A 21,336-nucleotide genomic window follows, 5' to 3' on the forward strand; every position below is an offset into this window, starting at 1 on the left:
GTGGCTGGCCTGTTCTTGTAAGTGTGGGTCGATAAAAAAACGGCCCGGGTCTTGGAAGACCAGGGCCGCTTTCGCATCAATAGCGGTAGTGGTCGGGCTTGTAAGGGCCTTCTTTGTTGACCGTGATGTAGGCGGCCTGTTCGTCGGTGAGGACGGTCAGCTGGGCGTTGAGCTTTTTGAGCTGCAGGCGCGCGACTTTCTCGTCCAGGTGCTTGGGCAGCACGTACACGCCGACCGGGTACTTCTCGATGTGCGAGAACAGTTCGATCTGGGCGATCGTCTGGTTCGCGAACGAGGAGCTCATCACGTACGACGGGTGACCCGTGCCGCAGCCCAGGTTCACCAGGCGGCCTTCGGCCAGCAAGATGATGCGCTTGCCGCTAGGGAAAATCACATGGTCGACTTGCGGCTTGATATTGTCCCACTCATATTTCTTGAGCGAAGCGACATCGATCTCGTTGTCGAAGTGGCCGATGTTGCAGACGATGGCCTGGTCTTTCATGGCCAGCATGTGCTGCTCGGTCAGGATGTGATAGTTGCCGGTGCAGGTGACGAAAATGTCGCCGTGTTCGGCCGCGTAATCCATGGTCACGACGCGATAGCCTTCCATGGCCGCCTGCAGTGCGCAGATCGGATCGATTTCCGTGACCCAGACCTGGGCCGACAAGGCGCGCATGGCCTGGGCCGAGCCCTTGCCCACGTCGCCATAGCCGGCGATGACGGCCACTTTGCCGGCGATCATGACGTCGGTGGCGCGCTTGATGCCGTCGACCAGCGATTCGCGGCAACCGTACAGGTTGTCGAATTTCGACTTGGTCACGGAATCGTTGACATTAATTGCCGGGAAAGCCAGCTTGCCATCCTTGTGCATCTGGTACAGGCGGTGCACGCCGGTGGTGGTTTCCTCGGTCACGCCCAGGATCTGGGGCAAGCGCTTGGAATACCAGGTGGCATCCTTGGCCAGGTGCGCCTTGATCGAATTGAACAGGCAGATTTCCTCTTCCGAGCCCGGACTGTTGAGCACGGAGATGTCGGTTTCCGCGCGCGTGCCCAGGTGCAGCAGCAGCGTGGCGTCGCCGCCGTCGTCGAGAATCATGTTCGAGTAGACCGGCTGGCCGTTCTCGCTTGGCCACTCGAAAATGCGGTGGGTGTAGTCCCAGTATTGCTCGAGCGTTTCGCCCTTGACGGCGAACACCGGAGTGCCGGCGGCGGCAATGGCTGCTGCTGCGTGGTCCTGGGTCGAGTAGATATTGCACGACGCCCAGCGCACGCGCGCGCCGAGTGCTTCCAGGGTCTGGATCAACACGGCGGTCTGGATGGTCATGTGCAGCGAACCGGTGATGCGCGCGCCCTTCAAGGGCTGGGCGGCGGCGAATTCCTCGCGGATGGCCATCAGGCCGGGCATTTCGGTTTCAGCGATCTTGATTTCCTTGTCGCCCCAGGCGGCCAGGGAGATATCGGCGATCAGATAGTCTTGCAGAGGTTTGAGTACGGCGTTCATCACGCCCTCCTTTCAGTTAGAAAAAAGTAACGTGAGCGCAGTTGCGGATGAATTTCCGAGCCTGGCGAAAAAATGTATTTTCGTCGCAACGCTCCTCGGAACTGACAACTATACCAGCTTCCCGCAACAGTTGCACCAACCCCGACAAAAACCGGGGTCAGACCACATTTAACAGTGGTCTGACCCCGGTTCATAGGAAACTACTTGCTTGTTACGACAGGCCAGCTTCGGCGCGCAGCAGCGCGACCTTGTCGGTGCGCTCCCAGGTGAACTCGGGTTCTTCGCGGCCGAAGTGGCCGTAGGCCGCAGTCTTTTGGTATATCGGACGCAGCAGGTCGAGCATCTGGACGATGCCTTTCGGACGCAAGTCGAAATGCTCCATGACCAAGGCGGCGATCTTGTCGTCGGAGATGACGCCCGTGCCTTCCGTGTAGACGGTAATGTTGATCGGCTTGGCCACGCCGATCGCATAGCTCACCTGTACCTGGCACTGGCGCGCAAGGCCGGCGGCGACGATGTTCTTGGCCACGTAGCGGGCCGCGTAGGCGGCCGAACGGTCCACTTTGGACGGGTCCTTGCCCGAAAATGCACCGCCGCCGTGCGGCGCCGCGCCGCCGTAGGTGTCGACGATGATCTTGCGCCCGGTCAGGCCGCAGTCGCCCTGCGGGCCGCCAATGACGAAGCGCCCGGTCGGGTTGACCAGGTAGCGCGTGCCCTTGAGCCACTCGTGCGGCAGTACTTTCTTGATGATTTCTTCAATCACCGCTTCTTCAATCTGGGCATGCGACACTTCCGGCGCGTGCTGTGTCGAGAGCACCACAGTGTCGACGCCAACCGGGCGCCCGTCCACATAGCGCAGCGTAACTTGCGACTTGGCGTCCGGACGCAGCCACGGCAGGCGCCCATCCTTGCGCAGCTGCGACTGGCGCTCGACCAGCCGGTGCGCGTAGTGGATGGCGGCGGGCATCAGCTCGGCCGTCTCGTCGCAGGCATAGCCGAACATCAAGCCCTGGTCGCCCGCGCCTTGGTCAAGGTCGATGCCGGCGCCTTCGTCCACGCCCTGGGCAATGTCGGGCGACTGCTTGTCGTAGCACACCATCACGGCGCAGCCGCGGTAGTCGATGCCGTATTCCGTGTTGTCGTAACCGATGCGCTTGATGGTTTCGCGCGCTACTTGAATGTAGTCGACGTTGGCGTGGGTCGTGATTTCGCCCGCCAGCACCACCAGGCCGGTGTTGCACAGCGTTTCGGCGGCCACGCGGGCGGTCGGGTCTTGCGTGAGGATGGCGTCGAGGATGGCGTCGGAAATCTGGTCCGCGACTTTGTCGGGGTGGCCTTCAGAGACGGATTCGGACGTAAAAAGGTAATCGTTGGACATGCAATGCTCCTGTTACTGGTCAGATTGAAGTCGCAGTAACCGGGTTGCCTGCGACGCTTTAGCGACATTTATATTCCGCTTCGCAAGTTGTCTATTAACTCGGCGGATCCTGCATACGTGGTATTTTACGCTCCTTGAGAAATTTTGGTTAGGCAAGTGACGAATTTGCCCGCCACTACTTTCTCGCCTGTTCCCGACCATTCGACACCTGATTGTTTATGCTAGTACTCCTGTTCCGCTTGTTGTCAAAGCTGCCCTTGCGCGCCCTCCATGCTCTTGGCGCCGCGCTCGGCTGGTTGGTGTACCTGGCCTCGCCGTCCTACCGCAAGCGCCTGCGCAGCAACCTGGAAGGCGCCGGCTTCGGCCTCCACCTGCACAGCGCGATTGCCGAATCGGGCAAGGCGATCGTGGAGCTGCCGTTCGTCTGGTGCGCCGACCCGCAGCGGGTGGCGCGCTATGCCACCGACGAGAACTGGGAGCATGTCCAGTCGGTCTTGGACAGCGGGCGCGGCATCGTGTTCCTGACCCCGCACCTGGGCTGCTTTGAAATCACGGCCCAGCAAATTGCACTGCGCACCCCGCTCACCGTCATGTACCGCCCGCCTAAAAAGGCTGCCTTGAAGCCGCTGATTGAAGGCGCACGGGCGCGCCACAACCTGCACCTGGCGCCGGCCACGCTGGCCGGGGTGCGCATTCTGGCCAAGTGCCTGCGCCGCGGCGAACCGGTGGGCGTGCTGCCGGACCAGGTGCCGCAGGAAGGCGAAGGCGTATGGGCACCTTACTTTGGCCGCAGCGCCTACACGATGACGCTGCCGGCCAAGCTGGCCCAGTTAGGTCACGCCGCCGTGATCCTGGTCTACGCCGAGCGCCTCCCCCGCGGCGAAGGTTTCACGGTGCGCTTTGTGCCGTTCGACGGCCAGCTCGAAGGCAGCGGCGCCGAGCAAGCCGCCATCATCAACCGCGCCATGGAACAATTGATCGCGCGCTGCCCGGCCCAGTATTTCTGGAGCTACAACCGCTACAAGCAGCCGGACGGCGTGGACGGCCCGCAGGACGCGCCACAGGTGAACGCGTGAGGCTGCTGCTTGGCCTGATGTGGCTGCTGCACTGGTTGCCCCTGCCGGTGCTGGGCCGCTTTGGCGCGGGCATCGGCAGCCTGCTCTTCATGCTGCTCAAGAAACGGCGCCACATTGCGCTGACCAATTTGCGCCTGTGCATGCCTGAACTGTCGGAACAAGCGCGCGTGAATCTGGCGCGCCAGCATTTCCAGTCCTATTCGCGCAGCGTGTGGGAGCGCGCCATTTTGTGGTGGGCGCCCGAAGCGCGCCTGCGCCGCCTGATCCGCATCGAGCCGGGCGTGCCGCTGGCGCAGCTGCAGGCCGGCCCCGTCATTTTGCTGTGTCCGCATTTCGTCTCGCTCGACGTGGCGGGCGTGGCGGTGATGCTCGAATCGAGCCTGTGCTCGATTTATGTGGCGCAAAAAAACAAGGCCTTTGACGACGTGCTGCGCCAGGGCCGCTCGCGCTTTCGTCCGGTGCAACTGTTTTCGCGCAAGGAAGGCGTCAAGCCGATTATCCGGGCCATGCGCGAGCACTTGCCCTACTTTATGCTGCCCGATATGGACTTCGGCGCCAAAGATGCCGAATTCGTGCCGTTTTTTGGTATCCCCGCCGCCACGCTGACCGCGCCCGGACGCATCGCGGCGGCCACCGGCGCTGCCGTCATTCCCGTAGTGGCCACCTTCTTGCCTGGTTACGCCGGCTGGAAAGTGACGTTTTACCCGGCCTGGGACGACTTCCCGGGCGAGGACATGGTCGCCTCGGCACGCCGCATGAATGCCTTTATCGAGGAGCGGGTGCGCGAAGCGCCGGCAGAATATTTCTGGACCCACAAGCGCTTCAAGACGCGCCCGCCCGGCGAGCCGTCGCCTTATATCCGTTCGTAAATCTCGCTATACTTAGCGGATGAACCTTAAATTTACCAAGATGCACGGCGCCGGCAATGACTTCATCGTCATCGACGCCATCAGCCAGCAGATCGATTTTTCTCCGGCCCAGTGGAAGTTGTTGGGCGACCGCCGTTTCGGCATCGGCGCCGACCAGATTTTGGTGGTGCAAAAGGCGGACAGCGCCGACTGCGATTTCCGCTACCGCATTTTCAACCAGGATGGCGGCGAAGTCGAACAGTGCGGCAATGGCTCGCGCGCGTTCGTCAAGTTCGTCACCGACAAGGGATTGACGACCAAGTCGGCCATCCGGGTCCAGACCATGAAGGGCATCATTACCCCGCGCATCGAGGCCGATGGGGCGATCACCGTCGAGATGGGTTCGCCCCATTTCGCTCCCGCCGATCTGCCGTTCGATGATGTCGCCATTGAAAGCCGGGCCGAGGGGATCGATACCGTGTATGCGCTGGCGCTGGCGGGCGCAGGGACGGCCTTCGTTTCGCTCGTTTCGATGGGCAATCCGCATGCGGTGCAAGTGGTGGCCGACGTCGACCTGGCGCCGGTGGAGACGGTGGGACCGCTCATCGAGCAGCATGCGCGCTTTGCGCGCAAGGTCAATGCGGGCTTCATGCAGGTAGTCGACCGCGGCCATATCAAGCTGCGCGTCTACGAGCGCGGCGCCGGCGAAACGCTGGCCTGCGGCACGGGTTCCTGCGCGGCGGTGGTGGCCGGGATCCGGCGCGGCCTGCTCGATTCGCCCGTGCGCGTCACTGCCCGTGGGGGAGAATTGGCGGTGGCCTGGGCCGGCGGCGATGCAGCCGTGTTCCTGAGCGGGCCGGCGGTGACGGTGTTTGAAGGCGAAATCACGATCTAGCCGGGCCTGAGCTTTTCCAATCGCTGGCAGTACCCCGCCCCAAGCGGGTGTTAGCGCAAAGGCAATGCCGGCGGCAGGGGCTGGCAAGCATTACGGCCGCGCACACAGCTCGTAGCGCTGGTCGCCGCCACGCTCGTCGGGCGAGATGGTTTGCACGATATTTTTTCCCGCAGCTGCCGGTTTGACGCAGAACTTCGCCACGTAGGCGATCATGCTCGAGTCATCAGTGCGGGCATTGACCATGACGTAGTACACCCGATAGGGCATCAGCGGTTTAAAAGTACGCTGGATGCTGGCCGTTGGCGCCTCGCCATAGCGCACGCATGCAGTCGGGCGCAGCTGCAAACGTGATGCAGGATCGGCAGCCGTGAAGTGCCACAGCTCGGCCGGCAATGTGTTCCAGTCCCCCGTCTGAATTTCAGTAACGGCAATACCGCGCAGCGGCAGCCCTTGCCTGGTTTCGTCATTGACCGGAATGGAGAAGCACGGAACGCCGTTCGACTCCGTCACCACGGCCGAGCCCATGCGTGACGTGGCCATTGATGACGTGCAGCCCGCGCTCAGCGCGGCCACTGCCAGAAAGCGCCAACGGTTTTTTGTACTTGTCGAGCTTGGCATCATGATCAACCGCCTGGAAGATTAGTTTTGTCGCCGGGGTTGGCAATAAATGTTTTCAATACTTTTTCAAACAGCACGAAATCGTCTTTGTATTGCTCTTCATGAATCCATGGTACGTTGGCGCCGTATTTTTTCATGGCCCAGTAGTCGGCCAGCACATTGCCTTGCGCTTCCATATTGAAATCGGCGAGCGTGGTGTCCCCGTCCAGCGCGTATTTGTAACTGAGCCCGAGGCGCAGCGCGCCCCGTAGTTTGACCGGATAGCCCAGTTGATACTGCCACACATGAGCCATTTCGTGAATAAACCAAATCATGCCCTCATATTCGGTCTCCGAAAAGTCGGTCAGGTAGCGCGCGGGATTGAAATATATTTCTCCGTTTGGCGTCATTGCGGTGTCGTCGGGCTGCAGACCGAACCACAGGTATTCGCCGTTGTGCACTTTGACCTTGGCGTAGTCGATCGACATGCCAAAGATGCTTTGCGCCATGCTAATTTCGCCAGGCGTCAGCCCGCGCGACTTGCCTTCCGGCGTTTGCACCACCGCAACCGAGCTGCCTACTTTCACGTCGTTGACCGTCACCCCTTGCAAGTCCACCGTCAGCATGTCCGGTGCCTGTTTTGCACCGCCACAGCAGCTTCCAAAAGCCGATGCCTGCAGCGTCGCTTCCACGATTGCCTGTTGCTTGTCCGCAGGGATCCGGCTCGTCATGCCCTGAGCGTCCGTGACGCCGTCCACGACGGTGCCATCCCCCAGCTTGAGTTGATACTTCACGTTGGCCAGCAGCGCCGCGTTCGCATTCTTGAACTGGATTTGCTCGTCGAAGGCTGGAGGCAAGGCGCCCTGCGGTTCCAGGTCGATCTCGATTCTCTCAGCCTCGGCCCCCCTGACCACGTGAGTGTGCCCTGCTTCGTCGGTTACGCCATCTTCGAACGACCCATCGGCGCGCTTGATGCGATAAACCTGGTAGGCCAGCACCGCGCCGGTAAGCTTGTCCTTCAAGATGAACGCTTCGTCGAACAGTTTGAGACGCGAATCAGGGAGTTTCCCCAACACCGCAGCTTGCCTGGCGCCGGCATCGAACAGGTGCTGGCCACCCTTGACGGTAAAGTTCCCCGTACACGCAAACGTGATATTGCCACCCTCAAGCGTGATTGACGATTGCCCGGCCTGCAGCACGATCTTTTCCCTGGCATTGATCTGGATACTGTCATTGACCGAGATGACCGTGATCGCCTTATCGGCCAAAATTTCAAGTTGATCGGTATGCGCTTGCAGCGAGACCGGGCCGTTGCCGGCAATGGCCTGGATTCCGCCCGCATGGGTGAACAGGCTGACCGCATTCGCCGCCACGGACGACACGGTATGCGCCGCCGCCAAGTGCAAGTCGGACTGGCTGCTCCAGTTTACGTGTTCGCCCGCGAAAATCACGGTCGATGCAGGCGTGGCCCAGTTGATATTGGACGGCGCTTCCATTAGCACGATTGGCTTGGCGAATTTTTCAACGGGCTTGGCGGGGTCGAGCTCACGTTCGCCATCCTTCGCTTTGCTCGCCTCCTGGCCGTTAACCGCAACGCCATGCTTGCCCTGCGCTTCCGGATCGATCTGATCGATAAACGCTGCCTGGGCCTTGGCCGCGTCCTTGCTGAACAGCGCCCGCTGCTGCGCGGCGGCCTCGCCCAGGCACGCGCCCAAGTCCTGCGCGCCTTTCGTCCGCGACACCGCCTCGGCCACGTCGAGCTGGGTCGAAACCACGCCGCTGCCGTTCTGGTAGCGACCCGTGGTCGACAGCAGCACACCTTCGCCGCCGCGCACCACGCCCCAGGCGTCGGTGCGCAGTTCGAAGCCGCTGCCGCGATAGGCGCCACGGTGGGCAGACGCGGGCGCCTGCGCAATCAGGTAGCCGAGATTGAGCTGGGTTGCCGCAGTGCTGGTGGCAAGGCGGGTACGTAGCTGGCCCGGAGTATCGTCCAGCTGCCATTGATTGAAACCGCCGCCATCAAAATTATGGCTGTGAATGCCGGACAGCACACCGGCGTGGTTCACGCCTGCGTTCACACCGGCGGCAAACGGCGGCCCATCCTGTCCTGAGTAAAGTTGGGCCACCACGACCGGGCGGTCCATGTCGCCTTCAATGAAATCGACCAATACTTCGGTGCCGAGGCGCGGCGTGAACTGCGATCCCCAGTTCGGGCCCGCCAGCGCCTCGGCCACGCGCACCCAGGTGCCCGACGTTTCGTCGCCTGGGGCATCGCCCTTGGCATCGGTGTTGTGCGCCATGCCGCCGGCGTTGGCGTCCTGTCCACGCTGCCACGCAAACTGCACCTTCACTTGGTGATCGCGCGTGGTCGTGGAAATCGCATCGCCCGTCCCCACGACCAGCGCGGCCTGCGGCCCAAGCGCGGTACTGGCCTGCCGCGCCGCCATCGCGGGCGGCAGGATCGCCACCACATCGCGCACGCAGGTGAATGTGTTGCGGTAGGTGCCGCCTTGCAAGGCGTCGCTGGTGGTGGCAATCTGCGACTGGAAATTGTTGCGCGCTTCATGTTCGACCGACAGCACGGTGAAAGCGCCGTCCGGATAGCGCTCGTGCTGCGTGAGCGCGAATGTGTGGCCGGCGGCCAGACGCCTGACCGCGCCGGCGCCCGCAAACTGCTTGTTCTCCAGTTCCAGCGCCTGCAGCATCAAGGCGCTGTGCGGATCGGCAACGCCGGAGCTGGTGGCGATCCGTTCGCCGCTGCCGTCGTAGAGCGCCAGTGCGGGCAGCTCGCCCGCGTCCAGGTTGGATGCGTGTTCGGCCGCTGGCGCCAACAGTTGCAGCGGGTCCCAGCTGCTGATGCTGACCGCGTTGGCCTGCACTTGGCGCCGCGCACGAAATTCATCGATGGCGTCGTCAGTATCGGTAGCGCGCACGCCGTGAAAGCGGATCACGTCGCCGCCGGGCGTGGCAGGCGCTTTCGCCTTGCTGTCGAAAATGACGACCCGATGCTTGGCTTGGCCATCGCTGCCGGTCTCATCGCCTGCGGCTTGGTCATGTTCGAAGCGCCAGCTCAAACCCTCGGATGCCAGCAGTCGCGTGAGGAATTCGAAGTCACTCTCGCGATACTGGGTGCAAACCGCGCGTTGCGTCAATTGCTGCGTTACGTCAAATTCAAAGCGCACCTGCGGATAGTCCGTCAACAGCTCAGTGACGATTTCTTGCGCGTTCCTATCCTGGAAAATATAGCTGTCGCGGCGATGCCGCAGCAGGGCCAGTGCGGGCTCCAGATGCAACCGATAGCGCGCCACGCCGCCGTCAGCGCCCAGCCACGAAGCCTGCGTGCACAGGCCATGCCACGCGCGGCGACTGCCGTCGGGCTGCAGCAGTGCGATGCTCAGTTCTTCGCCGATAAACAGATTCAGGTCCAGATCGGTGGACACGCTGAGCGCGTCGAGGTCGAACGCGAACAATTCATTAACGGCTTCGCGGCCGCTGAACTTTTCCGCGATCAGAGATTCAGGCAAGGCACGGTCTTGCGAGCTGGCAAGGGTGACGAGCCGCGCATGCTGGCTCAGACCGGTGCCGAACAAGCTGAGTGAAGAGAGTTTTGCCAGGGCTTCCATTAGGTGGGCGCCATTTGGCGGCGGCGGGATGTTGTCGTGCGCATAACTGTCATGTGAGGATTTTCGCGTGGCAAAGTGGACAGGATCGCAGGGGTTCAATTCGCGAGGATTGCTTCGTCTGGCGTTAACAGACTTCGCTTTCCTCAGGACCATACTTCCTATATTAACAAGTTTTTATAGCTCTCAATAGTACTTAAATAGCAACACAAAGCACGTTCATCAATATGGGCAGCCGATTAACCCGGCTGTGCTGTGCATCCCCAAGTGCCTTGCGCCTAGTTTGGCGACCAGAAATTGTTCGCCCCCGTGCCTGCCATCAAAAATCTTGCTCCACGCCTACCCGCCATGGTGCACCTACCTGGAGCTGGGCGTACAAAGGTCATATCGCCATGTGGATGTTTTTTCATCCCAAGGAATCACCTGAACCCGGAGCTTCTCGATAGCGGCAACCCGTTGCGGGTTTCCGCGTTGTTTGGGATGCCGAAGCAGGGTGTTCCATTGACCTGAGTGATGATGACGCTGCCTGTTCTCGAGGAAGCGGTACATGCAGTGGAGGACCCTACTTTGCCCCTGGCGCGCACAGATCGTATCGCCATTTCGAGGCCTTTTCGTCCCAAGGAACTACTTGCACCCGTAGTTTGTCTGCCGCACCGGGAATCATGCAAAATTCCCCTTTATATCCCCGCAAGTTAGACCCCTCGGGCACGGCCTGGAGCACGGCAGTGTAAATGCTGTAGGGCTGCAAGGGGACCGAAAGTTCTTGCTGCGCGAATGGTGGCACCACGCCGTAACGAATGCAATTCGGAGGTTTCAAGATGATTGATTTTCCCCTCGGCTCGATCCAGGAAAACCAGACTCGCGCTGGAAGCGTCGTAGCGCCAGGGGCGTTGCGCTTCGTAACGCTCACGGTGAATAGAGGCACCCCATTGCGGGTCTCCGCATCGTTCGGGACACTGAAGCAAGGCAGGCCATTCACCTCGGTAATCACCGCGCTGCCGACTCTTGAAGTGGCTGCGCACGAAGCGGAAGTCAGTGCCAGAGCAGCACCCATCAAGCAAAAAAGATAGCGTAAGCTAATAAAAAGCGGGCCAATTTCTCCAGCTGTCACGATTCTTGAGAAAATGCCGCAAGACCGCTTCATAAATTTTAATATCATTTGCATAAATTCCCATGGCCATGTAGGTAACGCGTATTCCTCGGACCTTGGCATCGAGCAATGCCCAATAGTCCGCCAACAGGTCGCCTTGCGCTTCCATATTGTAGTCCCCCAGGTGATTCTTTTCGTCCAGCTTATATTTGTAATCCAGGCCGTAGTGCATGACTCCTCGGTGAAAGACGGGATACAAATGCTGGAACTGCCAAACGTGCACCAATTCGTGGATGAGCCAGTGGCGATCTTGATCGTCCGACACGGAAAAATCTTCTACAAAATGCTTTTTGGGGAAATAGATGGACCCGAAAGGCGTAATCGCAGTATCCTGATCCTGCTTGCCAAACGGGATGAAGTCCCCGTTGTGGACTGTTACATTTTTGTAGTTAATCGAGTCCTTGAACAGCACTTTCGCCATGGCGATCTCACCCGCAGTCAGCGGTCGTGTCTCGTCATCGGGCGTTTTGACAGGGACCACGGATTTGCCGATCTCGAACCTATTGGTCTTGATGCCATTCAGCTCGAAGGTCAGGAAGGCCGGCAACACGTCCGGAGAATGGACTGTACAAGAATGAAGTATTCCAGCTGACGCCTCGGCCGCGGTGCGCGAAGGGATCCTTGGCGCGGAAGCGCTGAGCTGGACTTTCTTGATCGCTACGGGCTTCTTCGTTCGGACGCGCTTGGTCCGCCCCTTCTTGTCTGTCGTTCCCTCGACCGTACTACCATCTTCCAACATCAGCAAGTACTTCACATCGCCCAGAATCTGGCCGTTCGAATGGACGAACTCAAGCTGCTCGTCGAACATCGGGGTGACGAAAATCTCCTTGCGTGTCTTATTGCACACCGGGCTCAGGAAGGAGTCTCCGGAACAACGAAATGGCGGCGGCACCATACTATTTCCTTTTCAATTACGGGTCCGAAATCCGGGCAGCCGTAAGTCGCGGCGTACGGAGAAGGCTCGGCAGCAAGCTGTATTGGGAACGCTATGCTTAGAATTACCTTGAGGGAAATGCAAAAGATAAATTACATGCGACATTGCGTTGATTTAATCTTAAGTGTTCCAAGATGGCCAGATGCAGGTGTGGGAAAAATACGCCGCTCCAGCAGGCGCGTGCCTGCGAGGGGCGGCACGCGACGACGGCGGTCGAAAGGTCTGCGCCAAAGGAGGGCGGGCCCGGTCATGCAATTGCGCCCGCCCTTCGCTGCGCGCGCTATTGCGTGAGGCCAGGCACACCCTTTACGCGGCCATATCGTAAGCCTGATGCTCCCCTTCCTCGCACGCCGCCTCGGGCAGCACGGTCTTGAGCCGGTACAGCCGCTGCCGGTAATTGCCCTCGCCCCCCGCCGCCGCGCCATCGGGGCCGCCAAACTGCTGCACGATCTCGTCGAGCGCGCGCCGCTCCTGCGCGCAAGCGATCGCGATCAGGCGCCGCTTGCTGCGCCCGTAACTGCCGCGAATATCGATCACCAGGCAATGGCCCTGGTCGGCCGCGCGCACGTCGAGCAGCAGCGCCTCGGCCCGCGTCAGGCCAAACAGCGCGGCCAGCCGCAGCCGCGCCGCCAGCAGCGGATAGGTTGTGGCCAGCGCCGCCGGCGCCCTGGCGCTGATGGCGGCAAACGGCTCGTTGGCCTCGCGCGGGGCGATCTTGACCAGCGCGGCGGCGGCCTGCTCGCAGCCCTGGGCCGCCGCTTTTTGCAGCCAGTACACGGCGCGCACGTCGTTGCCTTCGTGCTCGCGCCGGGCGCGCCAGGCGTTGTTGCCGCATTCGAGCTGGGCGTCGCGATAGCCCATGCCGGCCGCCCGCTCCAGATACACCTGGGCATCGGCCACGTTGCGCTGGGAGAATTCCGGCTTGATATAGATACGCGACAGCGCGTACCAGGCTTCGGCCAAACCTTGTTCGCCGGCCAGCAGCAGCCAGCGGATGGCTTTTTTGAAATTGGCCGAGCCTGACCCGGCGGCCACGCGCCGCCCGTCGACCAGCATGCGCGCATGCCACAGCCCGAGCGCCATTTGCGCCTGCGGGTCGTGCTCGTTGGCGGCCAGCTCCCAGAAACGGCGGATTTCGTCGACGCTGGCCAGCGTGTCGCCAGCGCTTTGGCTGAGCGCCTGCGCGCAGCGCGACAGCAGGCTGACATCGGCGCGGCTCAGGCAACCGGCCGGGCGCAGCGTGCCGTGCTCGGTGCGCAGCAAGGCGCGCGCCAGCGGCAAGGCGCGCGCCAGAAAGCGGGCGTGGTCGCCCTCGAGCCACAGCGCGTCGAGCGGGGCGAGGCTGACGGTGGCAAGCGGCGCCGCGGCGGCCGGCGCGCGCGCGCGCCACTGCTCGGGGGGCGCGGTGACGGCCAGCGTCACCCCAGCGCAGGGCGCGCCTGCGGCCGTCGCGCGGGCCGACTCGGCGCCATTTTGATAGCGCGCGTACAGCCATTTGGCGTCGGGCACGCCGGCGCGGGCGGCCGCTTCGAGCGCGCGCAGCGCCTTGTCGCGCCGGGCCTGGTCGGCCACGCCGGCCTGTTGCTCGAGCGTCAGCTGGGCCAGCACCATGCCGGCGCGCACCACGCCGGCGTCGAAGGCGCGCTCGTACCACTGCGCCAGCGGCCGCTCGCTTTGCAGTGCCAGTTCGAGAGGAATGTGGGCGCCGATCAGCTCGCAAGCCTGCGCGCTACCCTGCTGCGCGGCGCGGTCCAGCCAGTGCAGCGCGGTCGGCAAGCTCTTGGGCAGGCCGGCGCTGCCATATAGATACAGCCGTCCCAGTTCGAGCTGGGCTTCCGGCTGGCCACCGCGGGCGCCGCGGATGATTCCTAGTTCTTCACGGTTTGCCATCTTGGTTCGACCACCTGATTCTAAAAAGACACTTCCGGGTAACACGATCAGTCCGCCGCGCCTGAGTATTTATCAAACCAGCACCCGGAATATGGAAGCGGGCGGAACTATGTCTGAAAGTCTACGTCACACAGCTAAGCTGATTAGGTGAAATGGGCTTTTCCTTGATATTGCACAAACCCGTCAGCAATGCCGTTCCAGAAATTTGCTTGCAAGAAAGTAAATCATCGGATGCAAAGCCAATAATGCGGCCGATTCAGAGTTTCAAAAATACAACACGCAACGTTGATTTATTGGCTTTCAACCAATCCAAGCCCGCATAATTGACCAACTCGTGAATTTTGGCACACCAAAGCACTTAAAGTTTTACCTATCCGGGCATTCAGGCTTTTCAAGAACTCAATGCCGGCGGATTTAAACGATTTACTTATTAAGGAATTAGTTACATGAAAAAATCACTGTTGGCTCTGGCAATCCTTGGCGCAATCGCTGGCTCTGCACAGGCTCAATCGTCGGTTCAGATCTACGGCAACGTCGATGCGGGCATCATCAAGCGCACCGACCAGGATTCCTCCATTGGCAAGCGCGCCAACAACACGCTCGGCTTCAAAGGCACCGAAGACCTCGGCAACGGCCTGAAAGCCATTTTTCAGCTGGAAATGCGCTACGAGCCGGACACGGGCACCACCGAAACCAATGCCGCCGGCGTGCAGCGTCCCTTATTCCAGGGCCAGAGCCGGGTCGGCGTGACCGGCGGTTTCGGGACCTTCCGCATCGGCCGCGGCCTGACCGCGTACCAGGAATCGAGCATCGCTTTCGAGCCGTTCCACGGTATCCCGACGCCACAAGGCTTCCAGGCCGACATCCACGTGGCCGGCTACACGTCCGACCCGCTCGGCCTGCCAGGCAACTCGGCCAACCGTTTCTCGAACGCCGTGTTCTACAACTCGCCTGAATACATGGGCTTCCAGGTGAACACCACGATCGGTTCGCGCGAATCGAACGGCGCCGTCGCCGTCGTCGGCCGCGGCACCCCGCTGCTGCCGCAGTACGCCGCCAACGCAGCCGCGCTGGCCAATCCGTACTCGATCTCGGTCACCTACAAAAACGGCCCTGGCGCCCTGATGCTGGCCAACGAGCGCAACGCTGTCGAATCGACCGTGTCGTCGTTCGCCGGCTACGTGATGATCGCCCCGGTCACCAAGCTGATGTTCTCCATGACGCGCCAGGACCAGGAGCACACCCGCATCCTGAACCAGAACACCAAGGCATGGGTCGTCGGCGCCAACCACACCATCGGCGCAGGCAAGATCCTGGCCGGTATCGGCTCCAAGCACACCGACGGCCTCGACAAGGTTCGCCAGTACTCGCTCGGTTACGAGTACAGCCTGTCCAAGCGCACCTACGTGTACGCCGACGCGTCCAAACGCAAAGGTGCGCCAGCTGTTGCGCCTAGCACCAAGACCAGCATCACGACCTTGGCAGTGGGCGTGAACCACTCGTTCTAAGCGGACGGGGCACACGCCCCTTTCGCACGGCCGGCGGGGCGAAGCCAGGGGACACCCTGCTTCGCCTTTGCCACACCTGGACCTCGCATTCCTAAAATGACAACTGTTGCAAGTGTTTGTGTCATTTCCGCAACCGCGCACGCAATGATCGTCTTGGCTTTCTGTACAAGCTCGATGAACGATGGCATATTGATTCAAACGAATTAGTACGCACGTTCGTTTTTACCCAAATTCCTCCTGGAGACGTAATGAAAACAAAATTAATCGCTGGTGTCATCGCTACCTGTTTCGCCGCCCCCGTGCTGGCTCAGTCCAGCGTTCAAATCTACGGCATCGCCGATGCCGGCATTGTGAAAACCAAGGGCGAGAAAGCCAAGATCGTTAGCGGTGGCGCCGACGGTTCGCGTCTGGGCTTCAAGGGTACCGAAGACATCGGCGGCGGTTTCAAGGCTATCTTCCAGCTCGAAGCGCGCGTTGAACTCGACACCGGCACCCAGACCCCTGCACTGGTCACCAACAACGATGGCTTCTACCTGCGCCGCGGCATGGAAGCCCTGGGCGCGAACATCAATGGCGGCCTGGCCACTGGCTTGAAGGCGACCGGCGAAACCGCTGTCAACCGCGAAAAAGCCCTGTTCGACCGCACCGCGATGGTCGGCCTGGTTACGCCAGTGGGCGCGATCTTGCTGGGCCGCATGTACACCCCTGGCTACGAAGTATTCGCTGCTGCCGACACGTTTGAAAACGGCACCGGCGGCGCGTGGGGCGGCATCACCGGCGGCACCGCCGGCTTCTCGGCACTGGGCGCCGACATCCGTTCGCAAAAATCGATCCAGTACCGTATCGCCACCCCGGGCGGCTTTGGCGGTTCGCTGATGTACGGCTTTAAGAACTCGGGCTACCTCGGCCGTTACAACAAGTTCTACGGCGCTGCCCTGACCTACAAGGCTAACGGCCTGGACGTCGGCGTCGCACACAACCAGGGCTACGACCTGGCTGACCAGAAAAGCCTGACCACCACCACCATGGGCGGTTCGTACACGATGGGCGACTTCAAGTTCTTCGCCGGTTACCATGACCAGAAGAACCTGCATTCGGCCTTGCTGAATGATTATTTCGCCACCTACGATACCAGCATCGCCACCCAGCCGAATTACCTCATCCTTGACGCCACCACCAAGGCCACCCTGCGCGGCATCTTCGTGGCCCGCATCACTGAAAACACCCAGATCGACGCCAACAGCGCCCAGATCGGCATGCACTACAAGATCGGCGCCGGCCGCCTGATGGCATCGGTTGCACGCCAGAACGACCGTACCCGTTCGAACAGCGACGCGACCTTGGCCGCCATCGGTTACGACTACAATCTGTCCAAGCGCACCGACGTGTACGCAACGTTCGCGCACATCTCGAACCAGAACGATGGCCAGTACACGCCGGGCATCGCTGGCGCGCCAGGCGGCTTTACCAAGGTCAAGGGCGACGACAGCCACTCGATCCTGATCGGCATGCGTCACCGCTTCTGATCGTTCCTGCTGCGGCAGCAAAAAGACGCCCGCGGGCGTCTTTTTTTATGGGCGGCGGATCGCTCTCGGTTAGAATTGCGCTTACTTTACAGACCGAACCCAAAATACCAATGACAGCAACACTGGACTCCACCGCGGTCGCCGCTTATCTGGCCGACCATCCTGCTTTTTTTGAAGAACACGTTGGACTGCTGGGCCAGGTTCGCCTGTCCAGCCCCTTGACCGGCAAGGCCGTCTCGCTGCAGGAACGCCAGATGGAAGTGATGCGCGACAAATACAAGGCGCTCGAGCTGCGCATGTCCGAACTGATCCATCTGGCCCAGGACAACGCGGCGATCGCCAACAAGTTCCACGCCTGGACCCAGGGTTTGCTGGCCGCGCACGCCGGCGGCGGCATGCCGGAAGCGGTGGCCGGCGGCCTGCGCACGCAGTTTTCCGTGCCGCAAGCAACCTTGCGCCTGTGGGATTTGGCTCCCGGGCACGAAGGCAGCTGGTATGTCGAGGGCGTGTCGGACGATGCGCGCATGTTCGCCAACAGCCTGCTGGCGCCCTACTGCGGCAGCAACCACGACTTTGAAGCGGTGCGCTGGCTGGACGACGCGGCCAGCGTAGTCTCGACCGTGATTTTGCCGCTGCGCAGCAACGGCAGTGCGTTTGGCCTGTTGATCATGGGTTCGTCCGACCCGGAACGCTTTACCGCGCACATGGCCACTGACTTCCTGATCCACATTGGCGAGACCGCCAGCGCGGCGCTGGCCGCCCTGCGCGCGTAAGCGGCATGGACGGCGACAGCGCCGGGCCGGACCGGAACCTGGTCGCGCCGGATCTGGTCGCGTCGGACCAGAGCGAGCCGGAACTGAGCGCGTGCTACCTGGCGCAGCTGGCCACCCAGCGGCAGCTCTCGCCCCACACGCTGGCCGCCTACGGGCGCGACCTGGCCGAACTGGCCGCGCTGCTCGGCCCCATGGCCTGGCAGGACGTGCAGCACGCCGATATCCGCCGCATCACTTCCAAGCTGCATGCCCAGTCGCAGAGCGCGCGCTCGATCGCGCGCAAGCTGTCGAGCTGGCGCGGCTTTTTCAACTGGCTCGCGCAGCACGCCGCGCTGGCCGCCAATCCGGTCGACGGGGTGCGCGCGCCCAGGCGGCCCAAGACCTTGCCCAAGGCGCTGTCGGTGGACGACGCGGTGCACCTGGTCGCCAGCGACGCGCATGCGCACGCCAACGCCGAGCCGGCCGACCTGTGCAATCGCGCCATGTTCGAGCTGCTCTATTCGAGCGGGCTGCGGGTGTCGGAACTGGCGGGGGTCGATGTAGCGTATGTCAAGGCGCTCCCCGGCGCGTCCGCCTCGCTCGGCTGGATCGACCTGGACGAGCGCGAAGTGATCGTGACGGGCAAGGGCAACAAGATGCGCAAGGTGCCCGTGGGCAGCCACGCGCTGGCGGCAATCGCGGCCTGGCTGGCGGTGCGCCCGCCCCCGGCCGACGGCAGCGCCGCGCTGTTTGTATCGGCGCGCGGGGCGCGCATGTCGGTGCGGGTGATCCAGCTGCGTCTGAAAGCGCATGCGCAGCGCGTGGGCACGCCCGTCAATGTGCATCCGCATGTGCTGCGCCATTCGTTCGCGTCGCACTTGCTGCAGTCGTCGGGCGATTTGCGGGCCGTGCAAGACTTGCTTGGGCACGCGAGCATTACCTCGACGCAGGTCTATACGGCACTCGACTTCCAGCATTTGGCGGCCGTCTACGATCAAGCCCATCCGCGCGCAAAATCGAAATAGTCAAGACCAGCGTTTGCACCGCGCCCCCGCTGGTTCAGCGTTCCCCGGGCATCATAATTAACAACACCCTCCTGACCTGTATCAAGCAATCAGCAGCCAATTGGAAGCATTTTCCAAATTGCGGCATAATCGCTCGGTTATTTCACGCCCACAGACGAAAAGCACCATGGCATTGATCCCAAGCACCATCCTGACCGGTTTTCTCGGCGCCGGCAAAACCACCCTCCTCAACCGCATCCTGCGCGAGGACCATGGTTTGCGCATTGCCGTCATCGAGAATGAATTCGGCCAGGAAAACATCGACAACGACATCCTGGTGCAAGATAGCAGCGAGCAGATTGTTGAAATGAACAATGGCTGCATTTGCTGCACCGTGCGCGGCGACCTGATCGTGGCGCTGTCGGCGCTGGCGCAAAAACGCGCCGCCGGCGAACTGGCGTTCGACCGCATCGTGATCGAAACGACTGGCCTGGCCAATCCCGGTCCGGTCGCGCAAACGTTTTTTGTCGATGAAGAAGTGGGCGCCCACTACATGCTCGACGCCATCCTGACCGTGGTCGATGCGCGCCACGCCATGGCCCAGCTTGACGAATACGAGGAAGCCCAGCGCCAGGTCGGCTTTGCCGACAAGCTGCTCATCTCCAAGACCGACCTGGTCGACGCCGCCGCGCTGGCCGCGCTCAAGACGCGCTTGAAGCGCATGAACCCGCGCGCGCCCATCACCGAGGTCGACTTCGGCCGCGCGCCGCTGTCCGAACTGCTCGACATCCGCGGCTTTAACTTGAACGACAAGCTCGAACTGGACCCGGCCTTTCTGACCGCCGACGAAGCGCACGCGCATGGCGAGCACGAACACGTGCATACCGACGCGTGCGATCACAGCCATGAGCACGTCCATGGCGAGCACACTACGCCGGGGCACGCCCCTGATGGCATGGCGTCCAGCCAGCACAGCGACGACATCGCCGCCTTCGTGTTCAAGAGCACGCGTCCTTTCGACACCGCCAAACTCGATGAATTCCTCGGTGGCGTGGTCCAGGTGTTTGGCCCGCGCATGCTGCGCTACAAGGGCGTGCTGCTGATGGACGGCGCCGACCGCAAGGTCGTCTTCCAGGGAGTGCACCAGATCATGGGCACCGACATCGGCGCCAAATGGGCCGAAAACGAGGAACGTGGCAGCAAAATGGTTTTTATTGGCAAAAATTTACCGAAAGACGTCTTTATCCGAGGTTTGGAGCAATGTTTGGTATAAACTATCCCGGTTTTGTGATGCACGCCTGAATCTGTGCAGCGCCGCTTGTTTGACGACTGAATTGCCGGCACGCCATCGTGGCGAGGGGAAGACATCGGGATGGCAACATGAAAGAAACCGTGGCGAAATCCGCACAGAAACCAGCCAGCGGCAGCATGGCGAGCGCCGCGCGCAAGCCGGGCGTGGTAAAAACCGTTGCGGCTGCATTGGCCAAGAAAATTGCCGCCGTGCTGGCGCCGGCCATCAAGGCCGCGCCGCTGGCGAGCGCAAAGGCGCCAGCCAAGCCGGCAGCACGGCCCGCACCACGGTCGGCGAGCAAGGCAGTGGCCCCAAACGCAACGAAGGCGACAAGCAGCAAGCCGGTCGCGAAGGCGGCGCCGGCAAAGGCAGTTCCGAAAAAAGCGGCATCGAAGGTGGTGGCGAAAGCGCCGGCAGCGGCGAAGGCAGCACCTGAGGCAGTACCTGAGGCAGTACCTGAGGCAACAACGAAGGCAGTACCTGCGCCAGCACTGAAGGCAGCAGCATTGAAGGCGGTGCCGGCAACGGCGGCCGCGCAAGCGAAGGCGAACAAGACGGTGGCACAGCAAGCCGTCAAGGCAGGCGAAACAGGCGGGAGCACCGGAGCAGTTGGAGGTGTCACGGCCGAGTTAGCTGATAAAATGAAAACCTCTGTCGTATCGAAGGTAAGTGAAGTCATGACCAAAACAACTAAATCGACCCCCGCCGTGAACACAGAAGGCCGTCTCATTTCCGAAGATGAAATTCGGGCCATGGGCGAAAAGGATTACATGAATCCGGCTCAGCTGGCGTTTTTCAAGGCGCGCCTGCAGCAGCTTGAAAAAGACCTGCTCAAGAACGCCGGCGAAACCACCGAACACCTGCGCGAAACCGTGCTCGTGCCCGACCCGGCCGACCGCGCCACCATCGAAGAAGAGCACGCACTCGAACTGCGCACGCGCGACCGCGAGCGCAAGCTGCTCAAAAAGGTGCAGCAATCGATCGCCGCCATTGACGGCGGCGACTACGGCTGGTGCGAGGAAACGGGCGAACCGATCGGCATTCCGCGCCTGATCGCCCGTCCCACCGCCACGCTGTCGCTCGAAGCACAGCAGCGCCGCGAACTGAAACAGAAGCTGTACGGCGATTGATCACTGCGCGTGACGCTCACCAGGAAAAGCATGCCGCCTGCGCCGCATGCTTTTTTCGTTTGCAAAGATGCAGTCGTGCGAACGTAAAGCTTGCCCATCGGCTACACTAGCGAGATGGGCTTTGTGCCGTGACCGCGTGACTGCGCGCCGCCGGCGTGCTACCGTGCTAAGGTAAGGCCTGGCGCCGGCAGTCAGGCGCACCGCACTGGCGTGGCTGTACCAGATTGAAACAGGGA

At 61.6% G+C, this 21,336-nt stretch carries 16 protein-coding genes and 1 riboswitch; of the genes, 9 read left to right on the forward strand and 7 right to left on the reverse strand.

Annotated elements, in window-relative coordinates; genetic code table 11:
* Positions 1 to 76: 76 nt before the first annotated feature.
* Both ahcY and metK read right to left on the reverse strand, forming a co-directional pair.
* Positions 77 to 1,501 carry an adenosylhomocysteinase gene (ahcY, locus tag ACP7BV_RS03785; RefSeq protein ID WP_426101652.1) on the reverse strand — a complete coding sequence of 475 codons (1,425 nt, stop codon included), beginning with the start codon at positions 1,499 to 1,501 and terminating at the stop codon, positions 77 to 79.
* Between the two features lie 26 nt (positions 1,502 to 1,527).
* A riboswitch (S-adenosyl-L-homocysteine riboswitch) is annotated at positions 1,528 to 1,604 on the reverse strand.
* A gap of 108 nt (positions 1,605 to 1,712) precedes the next feature.
* Positions 1,713 to 2,879: a methionine adenosyltransferase gene (gene metK, locus ACP7BV_RS03790; RefSeq protein WP_426101654.1), complete on the reverse strand. Its 1,167-nt coding sequence runs from the start codon at positions 2,877 to 2,879 to the stop codon at positions 1,713 to 1,715.
* A 218-nt stretch (positions 2,880 to 3,097) separates the two neighbouring features.
* Here metK and ACP7BV_RS03795 point away from each other — a divergent pair, with 218 nt between their 5' ends.
* Genes ACP7BV_RS03795 through dapF form a run of 3 tightly spaced genes read left to right on the forward strand, consistent with a single transcriptional unit; the run spans position 3,098 to position 5,698 of the window.
* A complete protein-coding gene (locus tag ACP7BV_RS03795) occupies positions 3,098 to 3,955 on the forward strand; it encodes a lysophospholipid acyltransferase family protein (protein WP_426101656.1) in 858 nt (285 codons plus the stop codon).
* The gene (locus tag ACP7BV_RS03800) at positions 3,952 to 4,824 is read left to right on the forward strand and encodes a lipid A biosynthesis acyltransferase (RefSeq protein WP_426101658.1); all 873 of its coding nucleotides are present in this window, start codon (positions 3,952 to 3,954) and stop codon (positions 4,822 to 4,824) included. Before ACP7BV_RS03795 ends, ACP7BV_RS03800 begins: the two co-directional genes overlap by 4 nt.
* Positions 4,825 to 4,843: 19 nt before the next feature.
* A complete protein-coding gene (dapF, locus tag ACP7BV_RS03805; RefSeq protein WP_426101660.1) occupies positions 4,844 to 5,698 on the forward strand; it encodes a diaminopimelate epimerase in 855 nt (284 codons plus the stop codon).
* A gap of 90 nt (positions 5,699 to 5,788) precedes the next feature.
* On the opposite strand, the gene ACP7BV_RS03810 is transcribed toward dapF, so the two are convergent.
* The 4 genes from ACP7BV_RS03810 to ACP7BV_RS03825 all read right to left on the reverse strand — a co-directional run bounded on the left by ACP7BV_RS03810 (position 5,789) and on the right by ACP7BV_RS03825 (position 13,889).
* Complete coding sequence (locus ACP7BV_RS03810; protein ID WP_426101662.1) at positions 5,789 to 6,319, reverse strand: hypothetical protein; 531 nt, start codon at positions 6,317 to 6,319, stop codon at positions 5,789 to 5,791.
* A 2-nt stretch (positions 6,320 to 6,321) separates the two neighbouring features.
* On the reverse strand, positions 6,322 to 9,918 hold the full coding sequence (locus ACP7BV_RS03815; RefSeq protein WP_426101664.1) for a type VI secretion system Vgr family protein: 3,597 nt from the start codon (positions 9,916 to 9,918) through the stop codon (positions 6,322 to 6,324).
* A 1,073-nt stretch (positions 9,919 to 10,991) separates the two neighbouring features.
* Entirely contained in the window at positions 10,992 to 11,960 is a 969-nt protein-coding gene (locus ACP7BV_RS03820; RefSeq protein WP_426101666.1) for a hypothetical protein, read from the reverse strand.
* Positions 11,961 to 12,305: 345 nt separating this feature from the next.
* Positions 12,306 to 13,889, reverse strand: a complete 1,584-nt coding sequence (locus ACP7BV_RS03825) for a hypothetical protein (protein ID WP_426101668.1) — start codon at positions 13,887 to 13,889, stop codon at positions 12,306 to 12,308.
* A gap of 446 nt (positions 13,890 to 14,335) precedes the next feature.
* On the opposite strand from ACP7BV_RS03825, the gene ACP7BV_RS03830 reads away from it, so the two are divergent.
* From ACP7BV_RS03830 to ACP7BV_RS03850, 5 genes are all read left to right on the forward strand, one after another.
* Positions 14,336 to 15,397 carry a porin gene (locus ACP7BV_RS03830; RefSeq protein WP_426101670.1) on the forward strand — a complete coding sequence of 354 codons (1,062 nt, stop codon included), beginning with the start codon at positions 14,336 to 14,338 and terminating at the stop codon, positions 15,395 to 15,397.
* Positions 15,398 to 15,645: 248 nt separating this feature from the next.
* Entirely contained in the window at positions 15,646 to 16,923 is a 1,278-nt protein-coding gene (locus tag ACP7BV_RS03835) for a porin (RefSeq protein WP_426101672.1), read from the forward strand.
* A gap of 110 nt (positions 16,924 to 17,033) precedes the next feature.
* On the forward strand, positions 17,034 to 17,696 hold the full coding sequence (locus ACP7BV_RS03840) for a DUF484 family protein (protein WP_426101674.1): 663 nt from the start codon (positions 17,034 to 17,036) through the stop codon (positions 17,694 to 17,696).
* 5 nt (positions 17,697 to 17,701) lie between these two features.
* Positions 17,702 to 18,700, forward strand: coding sequence for a tyrosine recombinase XerC (gene xerC, locus ACP7BV_RS03845; RefSeq protein ID WP_426101676.1), 999 nt, complete (start codon positions 17,702 to 17,704; stop codon positions 18,698 to 18,700).
* Between the two features lie 166 nt (positions 18,701 to 18,866).
* Positions 18,867 to 19,952, forward strand: a complete 1,086-nt coding sequence (locus ACP7BV_RS03850) for a CobW family GTP-binding protein (RefSeq protein WP_426101678.1) — start codon at positions 18,867 to 18,869, stop codon at positions 19,950 to 19,952.
* Position 19,953: 1 nt separating this feature from the next.
* On the opposite strand, the gene ACP7BV_RS03855 is transcribed toward ACP7BV_RS03850, so the two are convergent.
* Positions 19,954 to 20,649, reverse strand: coding sequence for a hypothetical protein (locus tag ACP7BV_RS03855; RefSeq protein WP_426101680.1), 696 nt, complete (start codon positions 20,647 to 20,649; stop codon positions 19,954 to 19,956).
* Here ACP7BV_RS03855 and dksA point away from each other — a divergent pair.
* Positions 20,648 to 21,100 carry an RNA polymerase-binding protein DksA gene (gene dksA / locus ACP7BV_RS03860; protein WP_426101682.1) on the forward strand — a complete coding sequence of 151 codons (453 nt, stop codon included), beginning with the start codon at positions 20,648 to 20,650 and terminating at the stop codon, positions 21,098 to 21,100. The two genes, ACP7BV_RS03855 and dksA, sit on opposite strands and share 2 nt — an antisense overlap.
* The last annotated feature ends 236 nt before the right edge of the window (positions 21,101 to 21,336 follow it).

Source organism: Massilia sp. TSP1-1-2 (assembly GCF_049896185.1).
Classification (GTDB): Bacteria; Pseudomonadota; Gammaproteobacteria; order Burkholderiales; family Burkholderiaceae_D; genus Telluria_A.

Bases quoted from the DNA above. Each gene is read 5' to 3' on its own strand.
- dksA (WP_426101682.1), top strand. From the start codon at position 20,648: ATGACCAAAACAACTAAATCGACCCCCGCCGTGAACACAGAAGGCCGT.
- ACP7BV_RS03850 (WP_426101678.1), top strand. From the start codon at position 18,867: ATGGCATTGATCCCAAGCACCATCCTGACCGGTTTTCTCGGCGCCGGC.
- dapF (WP_426101660.1), top strand. From the start codon at position 4,844: ATGAACCTTAAATTTACCAAGATGCACGGCGCCGGCAATGACTTCATC.
- ACP7BV_RS03825 (WP_426101668.1), bottom strand. From the start codon at position 13,889: ATGGCAAACCGTGAAGAACTAGGAATCATCCGCGGCGCCCGCGGTGGC.
- ACP7BV_RS03810 (WP_426101662.1), bottom strand. From the start codon at position 6,319: ATGATGCCAAGCTCGACAAGTACAAAAAACCGTTGGCGCTTTCTGGCA.
- ACP7BV_RS03840 (WP_426101674.1), top strand. From the start codon at position 17,034: ATGACAGCAACACTGGACTCCACCGCGGTCGCCGCTTATCTGGCCGAC.
- ACP7BV_RS03855 (WP_426101680.1), bottom strand. From the start codon at position 20,649: ATGACTTCACTTACCTTCGATACGACAGAGGTTTTCATTTTATCAGCT.
- ACP7BV_RS03815 (WP_426101664.1), bottom strand. From the start codon at position 9,918: ATGGAAGCCCTGGCAAAACTCTCTTCACTCAGCTTGTTCGGCACCGGT.
- ACP7BV_RS03820 (WP_426101666.1), bottom strand. From the start codon at position 11,960: ATGGTGCCGCCGCCATTTCGTTGTTCCGGAGACTCCTTCCTGAGCCCG.
- ACP7BV_RS03835 (WP_426101672.1), top strand. From the start codon at position 15,646: ATGAAAACAAAATTAATCGCTGGTGTCATCGCTACCTGTTTCGCCGCC.
- xerC (WP_426101676.1), top strand. From the start codon at position 17,702: ATGGACGGCGACAGCGCCGGGCCGGACCGGAACCTGGTCGCGCCGGAT.
- metK (WP_426101654.1), bottom strand. From the start codon at position 2,879: ATGTCCAACGATTACCTTTTTACGTCCGAATCCGTCTCTGAAGGCCAC.
- ACP7BV_RS03830 (WP_426101670.1), top strand. From the start codon at position 14,336: ATGAAAAAATCACTGTTGGCTCTGGCAATCCTTGGCGCAATCGCTGGC.
- ACP7BV_RS03795 (WP_426101656.1), top strand. From the start codon at position 3,098: ATGCTAGTACTCCTGTTCCGCTTGTTGTCAAAGCTGCCCTTGCGCGCC.
- ahcY (WP_426101652.1), bottom strand. From the start codon at position 1,501: ATGAACGCCGTACTCAAACCTCTGCAAGACTATCTGATCGCCGATATC.